Below are 18480 nucleotides of genomic sequence, written 5' to 3'. Positions count from 1 at the left end.
GGGACTGGACTTTTTCTGCACATCAGAATTGTATTGTGGTTCACCTTGGGCGGCCATGACAGTGGTGGGATGAATCACACACTTCCCGCTGCAGCGACGCAACGGTCTTCACCCGGAGCACCTGGCACCCCGTCTGGCGACAGGCAAGGCCGGTTCCCCAAGGCCTCCGCCCTGGCGGTCCTGGTCTGCTGTCTGCTGGTCGTCTTCGACGGCTATGACCTCATCGTCTACGGCACGGTCCAGTCCTCCCTGATTTCAGATACCGGTTGGGGGCTGACCAAGGCCACTGCCGGAACCATTGGGTCGATGGCGTTCCTGGGCATGATGATCGGCGCCATCTTCGCCGGCCGCATGGCCGATTCGTGGGGCCGTCGCCGCACCATCCTCGGTTGTGCCGTCGTCTTCTCCGTCTTCACTGTCCTGTGCGCCTTCGCCCCCAGCGCCGCCATTTTCGGCGTTCTTCGGCTCCTGGCAGGAATCGGGCTCGGCGGCCTGGTTCCCTCCGCGAACGCCCTGGTGGCTGAACTGGTTCCCACGAAGTGGCGGTCCACCATTGCCACCTTGATGATGTCCGGTGTTCCGATCGGCGGCTCCATCGCTGCCCTCGTGGGTATCCAGCTGATCCCGGCCTTCGGCTGGCAGGCAATGTTCCTGGTGGCCGTGCTGGCACTGGTGGTTGTGGTGCCGCTCGGGCTGAAATTCCTGCCGGAGACGCTGGCTTCGGAACAGGACGCCCGGAAGCCGGAACAGGACGCCCGGGATCAGCCCGCTGCCGCTGAACCCAGGGCCCGTGCCGGCTTCTCCTCGCTGCTCCGCGCCCCCTACCTCGGCATCAGTATGCTCTTCGCAGTTGCCACCATCGCCACGCTGTTCGCCTGGTATGGCCTGGGCACCTGGCTGCCCAACCTGATGCAGTTGGCCGGCTACAACCTCGGCTCCGCACTGACCTTCGCGCTGGCACTGAACCTGGGCGCGGTGGCAGGTTCGGTCATCACGGCATGGGCCGGCACCCGCTTTGGGCCCGTACCCACCGCCATCGCCGCGGCCGCCGTCGCCGCTGGTGCACTCGTCGTCCTCGTGACCGGACCGGCCGTGACGGTGGTGTACCTCATGCTGGTGCTCGCCGGCGTCGGAACCCACGGAACGCAGTGCCTCATCATCGCCGCCGTCGCCAACCACTATCCCGCGCACCTGCGCGGCACAGCGCTGGGCTGGGCACTGGGCACGGGACGGATCGGCGCCGTCATGGCACCCCAGGCCGGAGGCCTGCTACTGGCCGCTGGGCTGGGAGTCAGCTCCAATTTCCTGGCCTTCGCCGGGGCCGCCGCCATCGCCGCGGTGCTGCTGGCCGCCGTCGGCCTTCACCTCAAAGCCAAAACCACTTCCCCAACACCAACAACCACAGGAGCACACAATGTCTGAGCACGCCACGTCCACCGATGTCCTGGTGATCGGAGGGGGCATGGCCGGACTGGCCGGAGCCCTCGCACTGCGGGAAAACGGCGCCAACGTGACGCTAGTGGAGCGGGCGCCGGAATTCGGCGAGGTGGGTGCCGGACTGCAGATGGCCCCCAATGCCTCCCGCGTGCTGAAGCGCTGGGGCCTGCTGGAAAAGGCGCTGGAGATCGGGGTGCAGCCCAAGCACCTGGTGTTCCGCGACGCCGTCACCGGCGAGGAGCTCACCCGCCAGACGCTTGGCGGGGAGTTCGCTGAGCGGTACGGCGCGCCCTACGTTGTGATCCACCGCAGCGACCTGCACCGGGTCCTGTTGGAAGGCTGCGAAGCCGCCGGCGTCAAACTCGTCAACGACGTGATGGTCGAGAGCGTGGAAACCGTCAACGGCCGCGGGGTGGCGCACACCGCCGCCGGCGTGGACTACGAGGCCGACGTGGTGATCGGTGCCGACGGACTCAAGTCCACGCTCCGCCCGCTCGTGGCCAAGGACGAGCCCGTTTCCTCCGCCTACGTGGCCTACCGCGGCACCGTCCCCATCACTGAAAACACCCCTAAGGCGGACCTCGAGGACGTCATTGTCTACCTGGGCCCGGACTGCCACCTGGTCCAGTACCCGCTGCGCAAGGGGGAACTGCTCAACACCGTGGCCGTCTTCAAGTCCGCCTCCTTTGAGCGCGGCGAGGAGCAGTACGGGGGAGTGGACGAGCTCCAGGCCGCCTACAAGGACTGTGTCCCCGCGGTTCAGGAAGCGCTCAAGAACCTCGCCACCGGTATCCGCTGGCCCATGTACGACCGCGACCCCATCGAGAACTGGGTCGCCGGCAGGATGGTGCTGATGGGCGACGCCGCACATCCCATGCTGCAGTACCTCGCCCAGGGCGCATGCCAGGCACTTGAGGACGCCGCCGCACTGCAGGACTCTTCGACCGGTACTGTGTTTACCGCCGAGGGAATTAATCCCGAGGCATGGGATGAGGCCATCAGCGAGTTCAACAGCGTCCGCGCCGGCCGGACGGCGCGTGTCCAGCGCACCGCACGTGTCTGGGGTGAATCCTGGCACGTTTCGGGCCTGGCCCGGACGCTGCGGAACCTCCTGTTCAAGAGCCGTAAGGACAACAACTTCCAGTACAACGACTGGCTGTACGGGCAGGATGGCGACGGCGTCCCTGCCGTCACGCCCAAGAAGGTTACGGAGAGCGTGCCGGCGTAGTCAGTCCCCACCCAACTACAGCGGACGACGGCGGGACGTCCCGCCGTCGTCCGCTGCTGTCTGTTATTGCCCTGCTGAGCCCGCGCGGCTGCGGCGCGCCCCTATACCCTTAGTAGGCCTTCACCCGTTGTTCGACGATGAGGTGGATCAGGGCGAAGACGCCATCCTGGTCGATGGCGGCGAACGCGGCATCAAGTGCGGCCGGAATCTCAGTGTCCTCAGTGACAGTGATGCCAAAACCGCCGAAGGCCCTGGCCATCAGGCCGAAGTCGGGATTCTTCAGCTGGGTGCCGGAGACGCGCGACGGATAGTGCCGCTCCTGGTGGGTTCGGATGGTGCCGTATTCCTGGTTGTCCATCACCACCACCAGGGGAGTGGCGCCGTACTGGGCAGCGGTGGCCAGCTCCTGCCCGTTCATCAGGAACTCCCCGTCGCCGGCGATGGTGACCACCCGGCGTGCGGGATCGGCCAGGGAAGCCGCGATGGCCGACGGCACCGAGTACCCCATGGAGCCGTTGCGGGCGCTGATCATGGAAGCGTAGCGGCGGGTGGGGAAGTAGCGGTGGGCCCAGTTGGTGTGTTCGCCTGCACCGAAGGTCACCATGGCATCCTCCGGCAGCCTCGGTACGAGGTTCGCCATCAGGGTATCCATCCTGGCCTGCCCCGCTGCCGGAGCCGCCGGGGGCAGCGCGGCGAACTCCTCCTGCTCACCCCGCATCCGCGCCGTCCACGCCTTCCACTCTTCCTTCACTGGCAGGTCAATGCCGGCCAGGTCCCGCACAAAGGCCTCGGGCTTGGCCAGGATCTGCCGCGACACCGGACCCGACCGGCCGCGAAGCGAGGGGTCCACGGTGACCAGGAAGTTCTTTTTGTTCCAGTCCTGCCGGCAAACGAAGCCGTCTGTGATGACGTCCCCCGGGACTGTTCCCACGAATACCAGCAGGTCGGTTTCTTCAAGCAGGTCGTAGGTGGGCCGGGGCCGGCCGTAGCCAATGGGGCCCACGTAGGACGGTGAATCGAAGGACACCGTTCCCTGCGTCCGCCATTCAGCTGCTGCCGGTATCTGGTGGCGTTCCAGCCAGCCGGTGAGCTGGTCCGCTGCTGCCTGGGTCCAGTCATTGCCCCCGGTGACGAACAGCGGCTTGCTGGATTCTGCCAGTGCCGCCTGGAGTGCGGCTGCGTCCGTGCTGCTCATGCCGCCGGCTGCCACAGGAATGGCGGGATGCAGCGCGGGGTCGATCTGCTGGCGGATGATGTCCTCCGGCAGGCCCACTACCACCGGGCCGGGCCGTCCGCTCATGGCGGCAAATACCGCCTCGGCCACAATTTCGGACGCCCGCTCCGCATGGTCCAGGACCATCACGCGCTTGGCGCCGGTGTCGAACCAGGCTTTGATGTCGAACTCCTGGAATGCCTCGCGGTCCCGGTGGGCGAAGGGGATCAGGCCCACAAACAGCAGCATGGGAGTGGAGTCCTGCCATGCCGTGTGCAGGCCCACGTGGGCGTTGGCGGCACCGGGGCCGCGGGTCACCATGGCCACTCCGGGGCGCTGGTTCATCTTGCCGTCGGCTTCGGCCATGTAGGCGGCACCGCCCTCATGCCTGCAGACAATGGTTTCGATATCAGAGGCGTGCAGGCCATCCAGCACGTCCAGGAAGCTCTCGCCCGGCACCACATACGTGCGTTCCACGCCATGGGCCGCCAGCGAGTCAACAATGACGTGCCCCGCGGACCTGGTTGCTGGTTGGGGCTTCTGCGTATGGTTCGCCTGCGGGTTGTCCTGCTGGGAAAGTTCGACGGCGGCGGGTCGGGTGTGTGATGCGGTCAGGGTTGCTGCGGGTTCCGTTGTCATGGTCTTTCTTTGTTGTTCGGGCGTGCGTGGCGGTTGTTATCGGGATTACCTGATGGGTGTCCGGTTGGCGATGACCGGGGCCTTGCCGGTGTGGCCTTCGCGGGTTTCGGCGATTTCGTGGATGCGTTTGCGGCAGGCGAACCAGCCGATGACCATGAGGACCGAGGCGATGGCGGTGACGAGCATGGTGAGCGGGGATTCAATGAACACCATGATCAGCACGCCCGCCAGGAAGAGGAGGGAGAGGTAGCCGGTGTAGGGGGCGCCGAACATCCGGAAGGACGGGCGGGCGAGCCAGCCTTTGTCGGCCCAGCGTTTGAGCTGGATTTGGCACAGGACGATGGTGGCCCAGGTCATGATGATGCCGACGGAGGCGACGTTGAGGACGATTTCGAAGGCCTCGGCCGGGACGAGGTAGTTCAGCGGGACGCCCAGGAGGGACACGCCGGCGGTGATGGCGATCCCGCCGTAGGGGACGCCGGCTTTGTTCATGCGGGAGGCGAACTTGGGGGCGGAGCCGTTGACGGACATGGAGCGCAGGATCCGGCCGGTGGAGTAGAGCCCTGCGTTCAGCGAGGACAGGGCGGCGGTGAGGACCACGAGGTTCATGATGACGTCCACGCCCTGGATGCCGATGGAGCCGAAGAACGTCACGAAGGGGCTGACGCCTTTGACGTAGGAGGTGTAGGGCAGGAGCAGGGCCAGGAGGATGACGGAGCCGACGTAGAACACGGCGATGCGGAAGACCACGGAGTTGATGGCCTTGGGCATGATCTTCTCGGGGTTTTCGGTCTCGCCGGCGGCGGTGCCGACGAGTTCGATGGAGGCGTAGGCGAACAGGACGCCCTGCATGAGGATGATCATGGGCAGCAGGCCGTTGGGGAAGATCCCGCCGTTGTCGGTCAGGAGGCTGATACCGACTGGTTGGCCGTCCACGGGGGTGCCGAAGATGACGAAGTAGGTGCCGGCGATGAGGAAGATGACCAGGGCGGCGACCTTGATCAGGGCGAACCAGAATTCCATTTCGCCGAAGACCTTTACGGAGACGAGGTTCAGGGCGAGGACGACGACGAGGGCGGTCAGGGCCCAGGCCCACTGCGGGACGTCGGCCATCCAGGGGATGTAGTTGCCGAAGAAGTGCATGTAGAGGGCCGCGGCGGTGATGTCCACGATGGTGGTGGTGGCCCAGTTGATCCAGTAGAACCAGCCGGAGACGAACGCGGCTTTTTCGCCGAAGAATTCGCGGGCGTAGGAGACGAAGGAGCCTGAGGAGGGGCGGTGCAGGACGAGTTCGCCCAGGGCGCGGAGGATCAGGAACGCGAAGAATCCGCAGACGGCGTAGGCGATGACCAGGGACGGTCCGGCGGCGTTGAGCCGGCCGCCGGCGCCCAGGAACAGGCCGGTGCCGATCGCACCGCCGATCGCGATCATCTGGATCTGCCGGGGCTTGAGGTTCTTGTGGTAGCCCTTGTCCTCCGCGTGCAGGGAAGTCTCGGACGCGTGCGCGTGCCCGCCGTCAATTTGGTCTGCTGCAACCTCGTCATTGGGGTTGTTGGGCATGGTTGATCCTTTCGATCCGGGGAAGATCTAACTGGGGTTGGGGGAAGTTGGGGATTCGGGAAATCCGGCAGCTTTAGAAGACGGACCAGCCGGTGCGGTCGGAAAGGTCAGCGAGCGCGGCAGTTCCTGCAACGGAATTACCTTTGGCGTCCAGCCGGGGGCTCCAGACGCAAATGGCGCACTCACCGGGCACAATGACCAGGATGCCGCCGCCCACACCGCTTTTACCGGGAAGGCCCACCCGGTACGCGAACTCTCCGGCGGCGTCATACATGCCGCACGTCAGCATGATTGAACCGACGCGTTTGGCAGCGCTGGGCGACAGGACGGGGCCCAGCCTTCCGTGGCCTTCCCGGGCCAGGAAGAGCCCGGCTTTGGCGAGTTCAACGCAAGTCATCATGATGGAGCATTGGCGGACGTAGTTTTCCACCACTGATTCCGCCGGGCGCTTCAGGTTGCCAAAATCCTTGAGGAAGTGTGCCAGGGCCAGGTTCCGGCTGCTGCCCGAAAGCTCGCTGGACGCTGCCGCCTCATCGACGTACAACCCGCTGCTGCCCGCTTGTTCGGTCAGGAACCGCAAAACCCGAGTGGCGGCGTCGGACGTTTCTTCCATGAGGTGGTCCGTGACCACCAGGGCGCCGGCGTTGATGAAGGGGTTCCGCGGGATCCCGTGTTCCACCTCCAGCTGGACCAGCGAGTTGAACGCGGTCCCGGAGGGTTCACGGAGGACGCGGGTCCACAGTGTTCCCGCGGTGTCGCCTTTGAGCGCCATGGCCAGCGTGAACACCTTGGAAATGCTCTGGATGGAGAAGGGGATGTCGGCGTCACCGGAACTGAAGACCTGGCCTGACGTGGTGGCAACGGCTATCCCGAACTTGTCGAAGGGGACTTTTGCCAGGAACGGGATGTTCGCCGGCACGGACCCGGTTTCCCGCTGCGGCCGGTGGCTGCCGACGAGGTCGTCGAGGAGGGGACCGAGTGGTGGTGCCTCGAGTGTTGTGGTCATTTCCCGTCCGATTGTTGTATGGATGTTCCGGCCCGTTCCTGGATATGGAGCAAGGCCACCAGCGAGTCGCGGGGGTTGCCGAACTCCAGGCCGGTCACCCTGGATGCCTTGCTGATCCGGTAGTAGACCGTGTTCTTGTGCAGCTTCATCCGCTGGGCGCATTCGGCAACGTCAAGGGAAGATTCGAAGTAAATCCGCAGGGTTTCCGCGAGCTCAGCGTCCTCCTGCAGGAGGATCGAGAGGCCGCGGTGCCGGAAGGTCGAGGATGAGAAATTCTGGACTGCCTCGCGGAAGAGGATCTCTCCTTCGAAGTCGTCGACGGTGGCCACGGAGGTTTGCGACGACCTGCCCAGGCAGCTCAGGAGTGCTTCCGTGATGCGGGTGATGGAGTGGATGGACAGCAGGTCCGGGACTACGGGGCCTACGGCCGCAAACGGGGTAATGCCCAGGTGCTTGCGCGCATCCCGGGCGATGGATTCGGCCAGTCCACGGAGTCCCGGCTCTGCTGCTGCGGACTGCAGGCCGGGGACGATCACGGCGGTGTCCCCTTTGAATTGCCCCACGATTGCCGAGGCTTTGTAGGCGGCGGCATGGATGGAAGCCAGGTTGGCAAGCTCGCCATGCTTCAGCGCGGCGTCGTCGGCCTGCGCTTCGACGTCGGAAATTCCGATCAGGATCAGCGCGGCCGGGCGGTCTGCGGGAATCTTTTCGCTGTGCGCGCTGGCTGCGGCCTCGGCCGGGCCGGAGAGGATCCGGGCAATGCGGTCTTCGCGCATGTGCACGGACTGCTGGTTGCGGTAACGGATTAGCTCGGCTGAGGTGCGGGCGGCCGAACCTTTCAGCACGTGGTCAACGTCGGGGCCGAAGCCGTCGCCGGTTTCCTGCAGCCAGATGTAGCCCATGATCCGGTCCCCGGCGAAGAGGGTGATGGCCACCCGTTCCCGCAGCCCGTCCTGGGGCCTGGCCGGTACGCGCACCGGGAGCCGTGTTCCGTGGAGTTCGCGGTAGGCGCCCAGGTCCTTCAACAGCAGCTCGTATTTCCGTGGACCCCGGCGGGCCAGAATGGAGGCTTTCCGAAGCTCGTCAATGTCGTTGGAGACGGTGGAGTAGGCCAGGACCTTGTTGGCAGCGTCCTCGATCACCACATGGCTCGACGTGAGCCGGGCCGTGGTTTGCGCGACGGCAAAGAGGTCTTCTTCCAGTAGGGTGAGGACTTCACTCTGGTAGCTGCGCGGTTGGATCCTGTCCTTGGCGATGGACAACAGGCGGTCCCAGTCGGCGGCCGGGTTCACGAGGAGCAGGCCGGTCCCGGCGCCGCGGAGCAGCTCTTCGGCCTCGGAGAGCTCGTCGCGGCTGCCTTTAACTGCGACCACGGGCGGCGGGTTCTGCAGGAGCCGCCGCAACGCGGGCAAAGCCGACCTCCCGCGGACGCCGATCAACAGGACAAAGGCGCCGTCGCCGTCGGACGTCTCATCCTCAGCATCCGCGATCAGGAAGCGTTCGATCGTGGAACCGTTCGCCGGCCGGAGGATCAGGCTTGCGAACCCCAGGGGGAGATCCGAGAGGATGTCGTCCACCGTCACGGCAGTCATGGGTTCCTTCTGGGTAGATCGGGCCGGACGGCTCTGTCCGGTCAGATCATGGTATCCAGCCTTGATTCCGCAAAATTTGTGAGGGAACCCCAATTCGATGGCGGTTTTTCGGTTATTTGTCCAAGCCGGGAAGCTGGATCATCCCCTATGCCATCGCGCCGGTGGCATAGGGGAGCCGATTGAATGATTGAGCGTCAGCGCCAGAACTCCGCGAGCTGGCCTGCAAGGGCTTTGCCCTGCTCGAAGCCTGCCCGGGCGGCGCGCGGACGCAGCGAAAAATCCATCGCGTTGGCGCCAAACATGTGCTCAGAGCTACTGTCCGGGAAAATCGTCTCCACTTTGCTGCCGTATGCCCGCAACTCGCCGACCTGCGCCGCGAGCTGTACGCCCCAATCCAGCGGCGCCAGTGATCTCCCGCCGAACGGGGACAGCACCAGCACCCTCCCGCAGCCGGCTGCCAGATCCGCATTCTCGGCATTGGAGCGGTAGCCGCCGTCGATATATTTGTTGTTCCCGATCCTGTAGGGGAGTCCGCTTGCGCAGCTGGCGGCTACTGCGTCCGCCAGGTCGATTCCGGTGCAGCGGTCAAATACCGCCGGTTCACCGGTATGGGCATTGACCGCCGTGATGAGCACTGTCCGCTGCGGCCAGTCTTGGTTGGGCAGCCGCGAAGCGACGGTGGCGCGCCACTGTGTTTGCCAGGAACCGTCCGACGCCGCCTCCATTTCAAGCGCCGCTGCGCCCATTCTTCGGCGCATGTCAGCCGCATCCTCGGAGGAGGCGATGATTTTGTTGATCCTTTCCAGATGGTCCACCACCGGCTTGGTGCGCACACCTCCGCGGTCGGATCCAACTGGAACGGGCCGCTGTTGGGGCGCAGCGGCAAGGATGGCGGCCAGCAGCTCCGTTGGTGTTGCGTCGGCTATCTGGGCTGCGGCGGTGGAGCCGGCTGACGTTCCGATGGTGAGGTCGGCTGTGGTGACGTCCAGCCCGGCGTCGTAGAGCCCGGCCACGACGCCGATCAGCCAGGCATTGCCTGTCGAGCCGCCGCCTCCGAGGACCAGCGCCCGTCCGCCCGCGGCGTGCGCCTGCTTTGCGGCGTCCGCCCGCGGCTGATCCTGGCCGGAGCCCGGCGGCTCGGAGGGCGTCGTCGAAATGGAGTGCAGGGGTGAAGAAGATGATGAGTTCATGGGAGTCGCCTTTCGCGAATTGCCTGTCGCGGCGCTCCCGGTCGCGACTAGTTCTGTCGCGCGATCGTGGACTGCAGGGGAGCGCCCATTGCGGGTACTGCGTTCATGGGACTCACCTCCTGCCGATAGGTCACGATCACCCGAAAAGTACCACGCCGACGAAGGGTGCACAACGGCATCCTGCCGGGACCGCCTCACGGCGATAAAATGTGGGCACGTCATGCGCGTCATCACGCAAAGGTCTCGGCGACTTTTCTGCGGTGATCGGAGCAAATCATGAGGACCAGGCCAGCCCGCCTTGAGCATGTGGCGGGATTTAACATTGACGTCGTGGCTGCGGCTGCGGACCGGAACCCTGACATGCTCCGGCTTGAGAACCTCGACACGGACCTTCGGCCGCCCGCACCCGCCATCGCGGCGTCACGCGCCGCCGTCGGCCTCGACTCCGCCAATTCGTACCTGCCGTTCACCGGCCAGCTGGCTGCGAAGAAGGCGATCGCAAGCCGGATTGCTGCACGGAGCGGCATCAACTACGATCCCGAAACGGAGGTCGTGGTCACAGCGAGCGACGGTGACTGCCTCCTGGACGCGCTCCTGGCACTCAGCGATCCCGGCGACGAAGTCATCCTCACGGATCCCACCTATGCAGGCATGCTCAATCGTGTACGAGTGGCCGGTGGCGTGCCGCGGCTGGTCCCCATGGCGGTTCGGGACGGCGAATGGCGCATGGATCTCGATGCCCTGCGGAGGTCCGTCTCACCGCGCACGCGGGCCGTCTTCCTGCAGAACCCGTCTTTCCCTTCCGGCTACGTCCTCAGTCACGAAGAATGGTCCGCTGTCACATCCCTCTGCATCGAGAATGACCTGTGGCTGCTGTACTGGTCGTATATGGAGGGCATCCTGTACGACGGGCGGAAGGTGATCAGCCCGGCGTCGTTTCCGGGGATGCGGGAGCGGACAGTGATCATGGGAACTGCGTCGGTGGAGCAGCGGATGATCGGGTGGCGGCTTGGATGGATCGTGGCGCCTGCCGCCGTCATGCCCGACCTTTCAGTGGTGCATATCTACAACGGCATCACTGCGGGTGGAATTGCGCAGGCAGGACTGATCGCAGCGCTTGAGGCGCCGACGACGGCCTGGCCGAATGCGTCCTTGAATGGCAGCATCGCCGAGACGCCGTCACTGCTGCCCTTGAGGGCTATGCAATGGTCCCGGCGGCCGGTGGCTGGTCCCAGATCGTGGATACGGTGCAGCACGGCGTGGAGCCGGCGGACGTTTCGCGGTCCCTGCTGCAGCACGGCGTCGCGGCGACAGCCATGACGGGCTGGGGCGGGGAAATCGCGAACCGCCACCTCCGTCTGGTTTTCAGCAATGAGCCGGTGGAACGGCTGGAGCTGCTGGGTGACAGGTTCCGCGCCGCAATGACCGACCTCGGCGCCCGCGTCTAAGCAGATCAGGGTCAAAGGTGCCGTCCATGTCTGCTGGGGGACATGGCAGAAGGCCCCGGTTTCCTTGTAAACAAGGGAACAGGGGCCTTCTTATTTGGCGGTGACGGTGGGATTTGAACCCACGTTGGCTTTTACACCAAACAACATTTCGAGTGTTGCACCTTCGGCCGCTCGGACACGTCACCAACCTCAATAGGGTACCGGAGCGAGACGCCCATTCCCAAAACGGGACGGATGGCAGAGGACCCTATCCGATCTTCAGTCTTGCTCATGTTGCCTTTGCTGCTGGATTTTGACGGCTGTGAAGTGCCGCCGGCGCACCCATCACATATGTCTGGTGTGGCTGGCTATGTGGTTGAAAGAGCCTTCAAAAAAAGTTTGAAGAAATTTTGCAAGGGCTGGTCCAGGGGCCCTGTTTTGTCAGACCCCCTCACGATGATGGAGGTATGGAAAAGAACCCGGCGGTGGTGCAGGCGGAGGAGGCGGTTGAGGCTGCTGTCGCTGCGTTCATGGCTGCGCTGGCTGGCAGAAGTACTGCCGGTGCTGCTGGCGGACCGGATGCTGCAGTTGGCCCAGGCGCCGCGGCGGGAAATGATGATGATCCGGTGCAGCGGGTTGCTGATAGTGCGTTGGATGTTCTTGCCATGGTGGCCCGGTCGGAAGCGAAAATGGCGGCGGTGAAGGCGGAGGCGGTGGCGGTGTTTGCTGCGGCTACTGCGGTTTTGAATGGTCCGGCTTCGTCGCCGCAGGAGGCTACTGCGCAGGACCGGTCCCTGGTGGCCGAGGTGGGGTGTGTGCTGGCGATTGGTGACCGGGCGGCGGGGGCGTTGCTGGCTGAATCGCATGCTTTGACCACGTCTTTGCCGCGGTGCTTGGCGGCGCTGCAGTCCGGGACGATGTCCTGGGCGCATGCCCGGACCATGGTGGAGCAGACCGCGAGCCTTGACCGGGCGGCAGCTGCCATCATGGAGGCGCATTTCCTGGACCCGGACGCGCCGGACGCGGCCCGTGGGTGCCCGGTGGGGGAGATGCCGGCGTACCGGTTCAAGGCCAAGGCCCGGGGGTGGCGGGAACGCCACCACCCGGAGAGCCTGGAGAAGCGGCATGCCAAGGGTGTGGCGGACCGGCGGGTGGAGTTCTGGCCGGACAGTGACGGGATGGCCTGGGTTGCCGGGTACCTGCCCGCGGTCCAGGCCTCGGCGATCCGCAACCGGCTCAGCGCGATCGCCCGGGGGATGCAGGGCCCGGACGAGCCCCGCACCATGCCGGAGTTGTGCGCTGACATCTTCTCCGACGGACTCCTGAACAGCGGGGCCGGGATCAACCCTGGAAACAGTTCCGAAAGCGGGGAGGGAACAGTGCCCGGCCCGTCTTCGTCGGTTCGGGCGCAGGTTCTGGTGACCGTGCCCGTTTTTTCACTGATGGGTCTGACGGAGGAGCCGGCGGTGCTGGACGGGTTCGGGCCGATCCCGGCTTCGATGGCACGCAAACTCCTCGCTGAAGGTGCTGATTCGTTTTACCGGGTGCTGGTTGACCCCAGGGACGGGGCGCCGCTGGAAATCGGACGCACCAGCTACCGGGTGGGCAAGGCGATGCGGAACTGGCTCAGGTTGAGGGACGGCAAATGCCCGTTCCCGGGCTGCAACAACAGCTCCCTGGACAACGACGCAGACCACATCCTCGCTTGGCATCAGGGCGGCACCACGGGGGTATCGAACCTGGGACAGCCCTGCCCGAAACACCACAAACTCCGGCACAGCAGCGGCTGGAAACCCACCCCCGCCACCAAAACCGAACCACCAGGCTGGACTTCACCCAGCGGCAGGCACTACAAAAGCGAACACCAGGACTGGGAACCACCACACTGGCCAGACTCCGCCGTGCCGGAGAGCATCCGCGCCTTTGATGATCTCCTGGAACTATGGGAGCCGCCCGATGACCTTTCCGAGGTATGGCTTCCGCCGGACGATTCGCCATTCCCCGCTGATCTTTTTCAAGATGACATTCCGGAAGACACCCTTGCCGATGGGTTCCTGCCGGGATACAGCCCGCCCAAGGACCCGCTACCGGAAGACCTCTTCCGGGAGATGGTGCGTGAGGCAAATACAGGCGTCACGTGAACCATCGCGAGGAGGGCTCCGTGGTGATTGAAGCCGTGGAGATTGAGCGTAGCCGGACTCGAGTGTGCCTCCGGGACCAGAGAAGGCACGTGCGGGTCCTGTGTGCCCGGAGATCGTGGGTACCGCGCGGGTCGGCCCTCCGGTGAGGATCAAGCATGCCGGACGGATGAAGTGCCGCAACGCGCATGAATGCTCCCCAACTTTCGCCAGCGCACTCGGGCCGCTAGATTCATCAGCAAGATGACTAATTCACGTGCGCCAATTCATGCAACGGCTTACTGGACCACAGCCCGGGAGCACGGCGAGCTCCGGCCCGAGGAACTGCCCCTGCCCGGCAAGGGTGAGGCCCTGGTTCGCACCCTGTACTCCGGCATCAGCAAGGGGACCGAGATGGTGGTCCACCACGGCTCGGTTCCGCCCCGGGTTGCCGAAGAGATGCGGGCCCCGCACCAGGAGGGACACTTCCCGGGCCCGGTGAAGTTCGGCTACCTTTCCGTAGGCGTTGTGGAACAGGGACCGGCGGAGTGGCTAGGCCAGCGCGTGTTCTGCCTGAACCCGCATCAGGACCGGTACGTGGTGGAGTTGGCTGGGCTGACCAGAATTCCGGATGACGTACCTTCCCCGCGTGCAGTTCTCACCGGGACCGTGGAAACAGCGGTCAATGCGCTCTGGGAGGCCGGCCCGCGCCTTGGTGATCGAGTCGCCGTTGTTGGTGCTGGCCTCGTTGGCGGCATGGTTGCCACCCTGCTGAGGACCTTCCCGCTGCAGCGCCTTCAACTCGTCGACCTGGATCCGGGACGGAAACAGCTGGCGGACACCGTGGGTGTTGAGTTCAGCCACCCGGATGACGCCCTCGCCGATTGCGACATCGTGTTTCACTGTTCGGCTTCCCAGGAAGGGCTGGAGCGCAGCCTGCAGCTCGTCGGCGATGAGGGAGACGTTATTGAGATGTCGTGGTACGCCAACCGGGAGGTCACGCTGCCGCTGGGAGAGGACTTCCACGCCCGCCGCCTGTCCATCAGGGCCAGTCAGGTAGGGGTAGTGGCGCGGGCGCGGCGGCATCGCAGGACCAACGCCGACCGCCTGGACCTGGCCGTGTCGCTCCTGGCGGATCCGGTGTTCGATGCGTTCCTGACCGGAACCTCACCGTTCTCCGCACTGCCGCACGTGGTGCAGGAACTGGCAGACGGCAGCCTGGACGCACTGTGCCACGTCATCGAGTATCCCCAGGACGAAAACTCCCAGGAATCCAACCCCCAAAACCAGAGCCGCAAAGCAGCCCCCGAAGACCAGAGGTAGCCAAATGTTCAGCCTGACCGTCCGCCGCCATTTTATGATCGCCCACAGCCTTCCCCGGGAGGCTTTCGGCCCGGCCCAGGCCCTGCACGGGGCCACGTTTGTCGCGGAGGTCGCGTTCCGCCGTCGGACCCTCAATGACAACGCGATTGTCCTGGACATCGGCGCCGCGGGAACCATCATCGAGGAGGTGTTGGCCGGCCTGAACTACCGCAACCTGGACGAACACCCGGATTTCGAAGGCAAGCTCAGCACCACCGAGGCGCTGGCGGAGTACATTGCAAGGTCCGTGGCGGAAAAGGTGAAGGATGACCACGACGGCGGCCACTTGGCCGGTATCGACGTCACCTTGCGGGAGAACCCCGACGCCTGGGCAACATACTCGTTGGACCTTACCGCCGCCTGATCCATGCGACACCTTCGGCTGCTTGTGCCCGCCAACATCCGCCATAACTCCGGCGGCAATGCCTACAACGCGCAGCTGGTGGCGGGATTGCGGGCTTTGGGTGCCGAAGTGGAAGTGCTTCCCGTCGAAGGTTCCTGGCCGGAGTCCACTGCAAAAGAACGACGGCGGCTGGGCAGCCTCATCGGCGCCTGGGGACCGGAAGCGGGACCAGAGGCTGCAGTGGCGATCGTGGACGGGCTCGTCGCCGTGGCCGTCCCTGACGAGCTGGAATTTGCGGCAAAGGCGGGGCAGGAAACGTGGGTGCTGGTCCACATGCCCGTGCCTGAAGAGTCGGGTGCCGAATCCTTGGAACGCGAGGCCCGGGCCCTTCACGCGGCAGCGGGAGTGATCTGCACCAGCAGTTGGGCGGCCGACATCCTGGCAGCACGGCACGGGCTGCGGGGGCTTCGCGTCGCCCTGCCCGGGACTGACAGCGCGCGGCTGGCGCAAGGCTCGGCTCCGCCGCACATCCTTACCGTGGCCGCGCTCCTGCCGAACAAGGAGCAGGTGCTGGTGGTCGAAGCTTTGGCCCGCATCCAGGAACTTGCATGGTCTGCATCGCTGGTCGGATCAGACGAGGCGGACCCCGGATATGCAGGGCTTGTGCGCGCAGCTGTGGCCGCCCACGGGCTGGAAGGCCGGGTGCGCATAACGGGTGAACTGAAGGGCCAGGCTCTCGAAGACGAGTGGAACCGCGCAGACCTCAGCGTTCTGGTTTCCAGGGCTGAGGCCTTCGGCATGGTGGTCACGGAAGCGCTGGCACACGGTATTCCGGTGGCGGTGCGGGCAGGGACCGGCGCTGTGGAGGCCCTGAGCTTTGCAGCACCGGACAAAGGCAACAGCGGACGGCTGCCCGGAACGGCAGTGCATTTTGCGGGAAGTGATGACCCGGAAAACCCCGCCTTGCTGGCTGGGGTGCTGCGGGACTGGCTGCAGGACGGCGGCACCAGGGACACGTGGCGGGCGGCAGCCCTGCAAACAAGGAACAGACTGCCGGGGTGGGACCAGACGGCCGCGCTTGTGCTCGACGCAGTATCCAAGCCCGCAAGCTCTGAGGACCCGGCGCAGGAGTGACAACAGGGGGATGCCCGTGCCCGCACAGGAAGACAAGAGCAGCACGCACTCAGTAACAGCGTGCGGAAAGCCAGCCCGACAAACAGCAGAGGCCTAAATCTGCGTGCGGTGCCCCATAAAAAAGTCCCGCAGCAGCGCGCCGCATTCGGCTTCGCGCACCCCGGCGTAAACCTCAACCCAGTGATTGAGCCGCCGCTCACGGAGGACGTCGAACACCGAACCCGCGGCGCCGGCCTTCTCGTCCCAGGCCCCAAAAATTACGCGGGGGATCCTCGCCAGGACTATCGCGCCGGCACACATGGCGCATGGTTCCAGCGTCACCACCAAGGTGCAGTCCGCCAGCCGCCAGCCGTCTCCGCTGCCGCCCTCGGCCATCCGCGTCTCCCGCAGCCGGGCAGCCGCCTCTCGGATGGCAACCACCTCGGCATGGGCGGTAGGGTCGCCCAGTTCCTCGCGCTGGTTCCGCCCCGAACCCAGCACGCCGCCGTCGGGCCCTATGACCACGGCGCCGATCGGCACATCCTCGGTCATCAGGGCACGGCGTGCCTCCGCCAGGGCAAGGCCCATCCACGCATCTTGATCCTTTTCTGCGGAGACCATGGCTCAATGATAGTTTCGAAGGATACCTTGAGCCCGTGACGTACATCCGCCGGGAGGCATAATGAGCTCCGTCCGAGACCGCTTGGACCTGTGGATCAAGCCATATGCCGCACTGTGGCTGACCATGATCATCGGCGGGGCCGTGGTTCTCACCCTGGCCCTGCTGGGCGCCGAGGTATATTCCAACGTGGTGGATGACGAAGGGCTGGCCAACCTGGATATTCCTGCCCTGGAATACTCACAAACCCTGCGGAGTCCGGACGTGGATGCCTTCGTCACGGGGTTCACCAACGTGGGCGGCGGAATCGGAATGCCCATCTTCGCCAGTATCCTCACCGCGTGGCTGACATTCCTGAGCCGGACCTGGCGTCCCATCGTCCTGGTGGGCGGTGCAGCGCTGGTTTCCACCCTCGCCACCACGCTCGGCAAGCGGCTGGTAGGCAGGACCCGTCCCGACCACTCAGAAGCAGTCCCGCCCTACGAGTCAACGCCATCCTTCCCGAGCGGCCACACCCTGAATACCACCGTGGTGATTGGTGTCCTGGTCTACATCACGTGCCTGCAGTTCCAGATCCTCTGGGCCAGGATCACGGCCATCACCGCCGGCGTCATCTTCATCATCGCGATGGGATTGAGCCGCGTCTTCCTGGGGCACCACTGGCTCACGGACGTGATGGCCGGGTGGTTCCTCGGGCTCGCCTGGGTGTGCATGGTGATCCTGGCCCACCGGCTGTTCCATCTCATCCGGAGGCGGGAGCACGCCGGGCCGGCCCCCACGTTCGAGCATCCCGTCATCCGCGAGGACCATACCGGCGAGACCCAGCAGGGCGCGGACACTAGGGCAGGGTCCGACGGCGGCACCTCAGGAAGGAGCGACGGCGGCTCCTCCCGGTCCGGCACAGGCGGTTGACGGGCAGGCAAGTGCCCAACAACCGGGTGATAGTTTTGACCCATGCGCACTCTCGTTGTGGACCACCCCCTGGTCGCCCATAAGCTCACCGTCCTCCGGGACAAAAACACTCCGTCCCCGGTCTTCCGGCAGTTGACGGAAGAGCTGGTCACCCTGCTCGCTTATGAGGCCACCCGCGAGGTCCGCACCGAACCCGTCACCATCGAAACTCCGGTCAGCACCACCGTGGGTACCGCGTTCACCAAGCCCACGCCGCTGGTGGTCCCCATCCTGCGGGCCGGGCTGGGCATGCTCGAGGGCATGACCAAACTCGTTCCCACCGCGGAGGTCGGCTTTCTTGGCATGGCCCGGGACGAGGAGACCCTGGACATCATCACCTACGCCGAACGCCTTCCGGAAAACCTCACGGACCGGCAGATCTTCGTCCTGGACCCGATGCTGGCCACCGGCGGGACCCTGCGCGAAGCCATCAAGTTCCTCTTCAAGCGCGGCGCCTCCGACGTGACCTGCATCTGCCTCCTGGCCGCCCCGGAAGGCCTGGCCAAGCTGGAGGAAGAACTGTCCGGCGCGAACGTCACCATCGTCCTGGCCTCCATCGACGAAAAGCTCAACGAGAAGTCGTACATCGTTCCCGGCCTCGGGGACGCCGGCGACCGGCTTTACGGCATCGCAGGGTAGCGCTCAAGCCTTTTCCATTCCGCGTCCCGCCGCTAGCCTTTGCG

The 18480-nt window shown here is 65.2% G+C and carries 16 protein-coding genes and 1 tRNA gene; 10 read left to right on the top strand and 7 right to left on the bottom strand.

The genetic code is table 11. The annotated features are described in order from the left end of the window. The first annotated feature begins 69 nt into the window (after positions 1-69). Together QF047_RS17060 and QF047_RS17055 are read left to right on the top strand one after the other, a co-directional pair. Positions 70-1422, top strand: coding sequence for an aromatic acid/H+ symport family MFS transporter (locus tag QF047_RS17060; RefSeq protein ID WP_307279505.1), 1353 nt, complete (start codon positions 70-72; stop codon positions 1420-1422). Further along, the gene (locus QF047_RS17055) at positions 1415-2665 is read left to right on the top strand and encodes an FAD-dependent oxidoreductase (RefSeq protein WP_307279502.1); all 1251 of its coding nucleotides are present in this window, start codon (positions 1415-1417) and stop codon (positions 2663-2665) included. Before QF047_RS17060 ends, QF047_RS17055 begins: the two co-directional genes overlap by 8 nt. 109 nt (positions 2666-2774) lie before the next feature. Here the strand turns inward: QF047_RS17055 and QF047_RS17050 are convergent, their stop codons facing one another. From QF047_RS17050 to QF047_RS17030, 5 genes are all read right to left on the bottom strand, one after another. Further along, the gene (locus QF047_RS17050) at positions 2775-4517 is read right to left on the bottom strand and encodes a thiamine pyrophosphate-dependent enzyme (RefSeq protein ID WP_307279500.1); all 1743 of its coding nucleotides are present in this window, start codon (positions 4515-4517) and stop codon (positions 2775-2777) included. A gap of 45 nt (positions 4518-4562) precedes the next feature. Next, positions 4563-6077 (bottom strand): amino acid permease, encoded by a 1515-nt coding sequence (locus tag QF047_RS17045; RefSeq protein ID WP_307279497.1) that lies wholly within the window; start codon positions 6075-6077, stop codon positions 4563-4565. 73 nt (positions 6078-6150) lie between these two features. Continuing rightward, positions 6151-7083 (bottom strand): glutaminase, encoded by a 933-nt coding sequence (locus QF047_RS17040; protein WP_307279494.1) that lies wholly within the window; start codon positions 7081-7083, stop codon positions 6151-6153. Continuing rightward, the gene (locus tag QF047_RS17035) at positions 7080-8675 is read right to left on the bottom strand and encodes a CdaR family transcriptional regulator (protein ID WP_307279493.1); all 1596 of its coding nucleotides are present in this window, start codon (positions 8673-8675) and stop codon (positions 7080-7082) included. The genes QF047_RS17040 and QF047_RS17035 overlap by 4 nt, the downstream gene beginning before the upstream one ends. Before the next feature lie 194 nt (positions 8676-8869). After that, positions 8870-9865, bottom strand: a complete 996-nt coding sequence (locus tag QF047_RS17030) for a patatin-like phospholipase family protein (protein ID WP_307279491.1) — start codon at positions 9863-9865, stop codon at positions 8870-8872. 276 nt (positions 9866-10141) lie between these two features. Here QF047_RS17030 and QF047_RS17025 point away from each other — a divergent pair, with 276 nt between their 5' ends. Both QF047_RS17025 and QF047_RS17020 read left to right on the top strand, forming a co-directional pair. After that, positions 10142-11185, top strand: a complete 1044-nt coding sequence (locus QF047_RS17025; protein ID WP_307279488.1) for a pyridoxal phosphate-dependent aminotransferase — start codon at positions 10142-10144, stop codon at positions 11183-11185. Beyond that, positions 11182-11313 carry a hypothetical protein gene (locus tag QF047_RS17020; protein ID WP_307279485.1) on the top strand — a complete coding sequence of 44 codons (132 nt, stop codon included), beginning with the start codon at positions 11182-11184 and terminating at the stop codon, positions 11311-11313. The genes QF047_RS17025 and QF047_RS17020 overlap by 4 nt, the downstream gene beginning before the upstream one ends. A 95-nt stretch (positions 11314-11408) precedes the next feature. On the opposite strand, the gene QF047_RS17015 is transcribed toward QF047_RS17020, so the two are convergent. Further along, a tRNA-Ser gene (locus QF047_RS17015) sits at positions 11409-11498 on the bottom strand. 261 nt (positions 11499-11759) lie between these two features. Here QF047_RS17015 and QF047_RS17010 point away from each other — a divergent pair. The 4 genes from QF047_RS17010 (at position 11760) to QF047_RS16995 (ending at position 16248) form a co-directional block, all read left to right on the top strand. Beyond that, complete coding sequence (locus QF047_RS17010) at positions 11760-13433, top strand: HNH endonuclease signature motif containing protein (protein WP_307279483.1); 1674 nt, start codon at positions 11760-11762, stop codon at positions 13431-13433. Positions 13434-13673: 240 nt separating this feature from the next. Then, complete coding sequence (locus QF047_RS17005) at positions 13674-14732, top strand: zinc-binding alcohol dehydrogenase (protein ID WP_307279480.1); 1059 nt, start codon at positions 13674-13676, stop codon at positions 14730-14732. Positions 14733-14736: 4 nt separating this feature from the next. Further along, a complete protein-coding gene (locus tag QF047_RS17000) occupies positions 14737-15135 on the top strand; it encodes a 6-carboxytetrahydropterin synthase (RefSeq protein WP_306638057.1) in 399 nt (132 codons plus the stop codon). Positions 15136-15138: 3 nt separating this feature from the next. Next, positions 15139-16248: a glycosyltransferase family 4 protein gene (locus QF047_RS16995; protein ID WP_307279478.1), complete on the top strand. Its 1110-nt coding sequence runs from the start codon at positions 15139-15141 to the stop codon at positions 16246-16248. Between the two features lie 93 nt (positions 16249-16341). Here the strand turns inward: QF047_RS16995 and QF047_RS16990 are convergent, their stop codons facing one another. Then, the gene (locus tag QF047_RS16990; RefSeq protein WP_307279475.1) at positions 16342-16848 is read right to left on the bottom strand and encodes a nucleoside deaminase; all 507 of its coding nucleotides are present in this window, start codon (positions 16846-16848) and stop codon (positions 16342-16344) included. Positions 16849-16909: 61 nt separating this feature from the next. Between QF047_RS16990 and QF047_RS16985 the strand changes: the two genes are divergently transcribed. After that, complete coding sequence (locus tag QF047_RS16985) at positions 16910-17758, top strand: phosphatase PAP2 family protein (protein ID WP_307279472.1); 849 nt, start codon at positions 16910-16912, stop codon at positions 17756-17758. 42 nt (positions 17759-17800) lie between these two features. Continuing rightward, entirely contained in the window at positions 17801-18436 is a 636-nt protein-coding gene (gene upp, locus QF047_RS16980; RefSeq protein WP_079598319.1) for a uracil phosphoribosyltransferase, read from the top strand. The last annotated feature ends 44 nt before the right edge of the window (positions 18437-18480 follow it).

The sequence above is a fragment of the Arthrobacter sp. W4I7 genome (genome assembly GCF_030816215.1).
Classification (GTDB): domain Bacteria; phylum Actinomycetota; class Actinomycetes; order Actinomycetales; family Micrococcaceae; genus Arthrobacter; species Arthrobacter siccitolerans_A.
This window is presented reverse-complemented; position numbering and strand designations above follow the sequence as displayed.

Excerpts from the sequence above, each read along its gene's own strand:
- QF047_RS17060 (WP_307279505.1), top strand. The coding sequence starts at position 70 with ATGAATCACACACTTCCCGCTGCAGCGACGCAACGGTCTTCACCCGGA.
- QF047_RS17055 (WP_307279502.1), top strand. The coding sequence starts at position 1,415 with ATGTCTGAGCACGCCACGTCCACCGATGTCCTGGTGATCGGAGGGGGC.
- QF047_RS17050 (WP_307279500.1), bottom strand. The coding sequence starts at position 4,517 with ATGACAACGGAACCCGCAGCAACCCTGACCGCATCACACACCCGACCC.
- QF047_RS17045 (WP_307279497.1), bottom strand. The coding sequence starts at position 6,077 with ATGCCCAACAACCCCAATGACGAGGTTGCAGCAGACCAAATTGACGGC.
- QF047_RS17040 (WP_307279494.1), bottom strand. The coding sequence starts at position 7,083 with ATGACCACAACACTCGAGGCACCACCACTCGGTCCCCTCCTCGACGAC.
- QF047_RS17035 (WP_307279493.1), bottom strand. The coding sequence starts at position 8,675 with ATGACTGCCGTGACGGTGGACGACATCCTCTCGGATCTCCCCCTGGGG.
- QF047_RS17030 (WP_307279491.1), bottom strand. The coding sequence starts at position 9,865 with ATGAACTCATCATCTTCTTCACCCCTGCACTCCATTTCGACGACGCCC.
- QF047_RS17025 (WP_307279488.1), top strand. The coding sequence starts at position 10,142 with ATGAGGACCAGGCCAGCCCGCCTTGAGCATGTGGCGGGATTTAACATT.
- QF047_RS17020 (WP_307279485.1), top strand. The coding sequence starts at position 11,182 with ATGACGGGCTGGGGCGGGGAAATCGCGAACCGCCACCTCCGTCTGGTT.
- QF047_RS17010 (WP_307279483.1), top strand. The coding sequence starts at position 11,760 with ATGGAAAAGAACCCGGCGGTGGTGCAGGCGGAGGAGGCGGTTGAGGCT.
- QF047_RS17005 (WP_307279480.1), top strand. The coding sequence starts at position 13,674 with ATGACTAATTCACGTGCGCCAATTCATGCAACGGCTTACTGGACCACA.
- QF047_RS17000 (WP_306638057.1), top strand. The coding sequence starts at position 14,737 with ATGTTCAGCCTGACCGTCCGCCGCCATTTTATGATCGCCCACAGCCTT.
- QF047_RS16995 (WP_307279478.1), top strand. The coding sequence starts at position 15,139 with ATGCGACACCTTCGGCTGCTTGTGCCCGCCAACATCCGCCATAACTCC.
- QF047_RS16990 (WP_307279475.1), bottom strand. The coding sequence starts at position 16,848 with ATGGTCTCCGCAGAAAAGGATCAAGATGCGTGGATGGGCCTTGCCCTG.
- QF047_RS16985 (WP_307279472.1), top strand. The coding sequence starts at position 16,910 with ATGAGCTCCGTCCGAGACCGCTTGGACCTGTGGATCAAGCCATATGCC.
- upp (WP_079598319.1), top strand. The coding sequence starts at position 17,801 with ATGCGCACTCTCGTTGTGGACCACCCCCTGGTCGCCCATAAGCTCACC.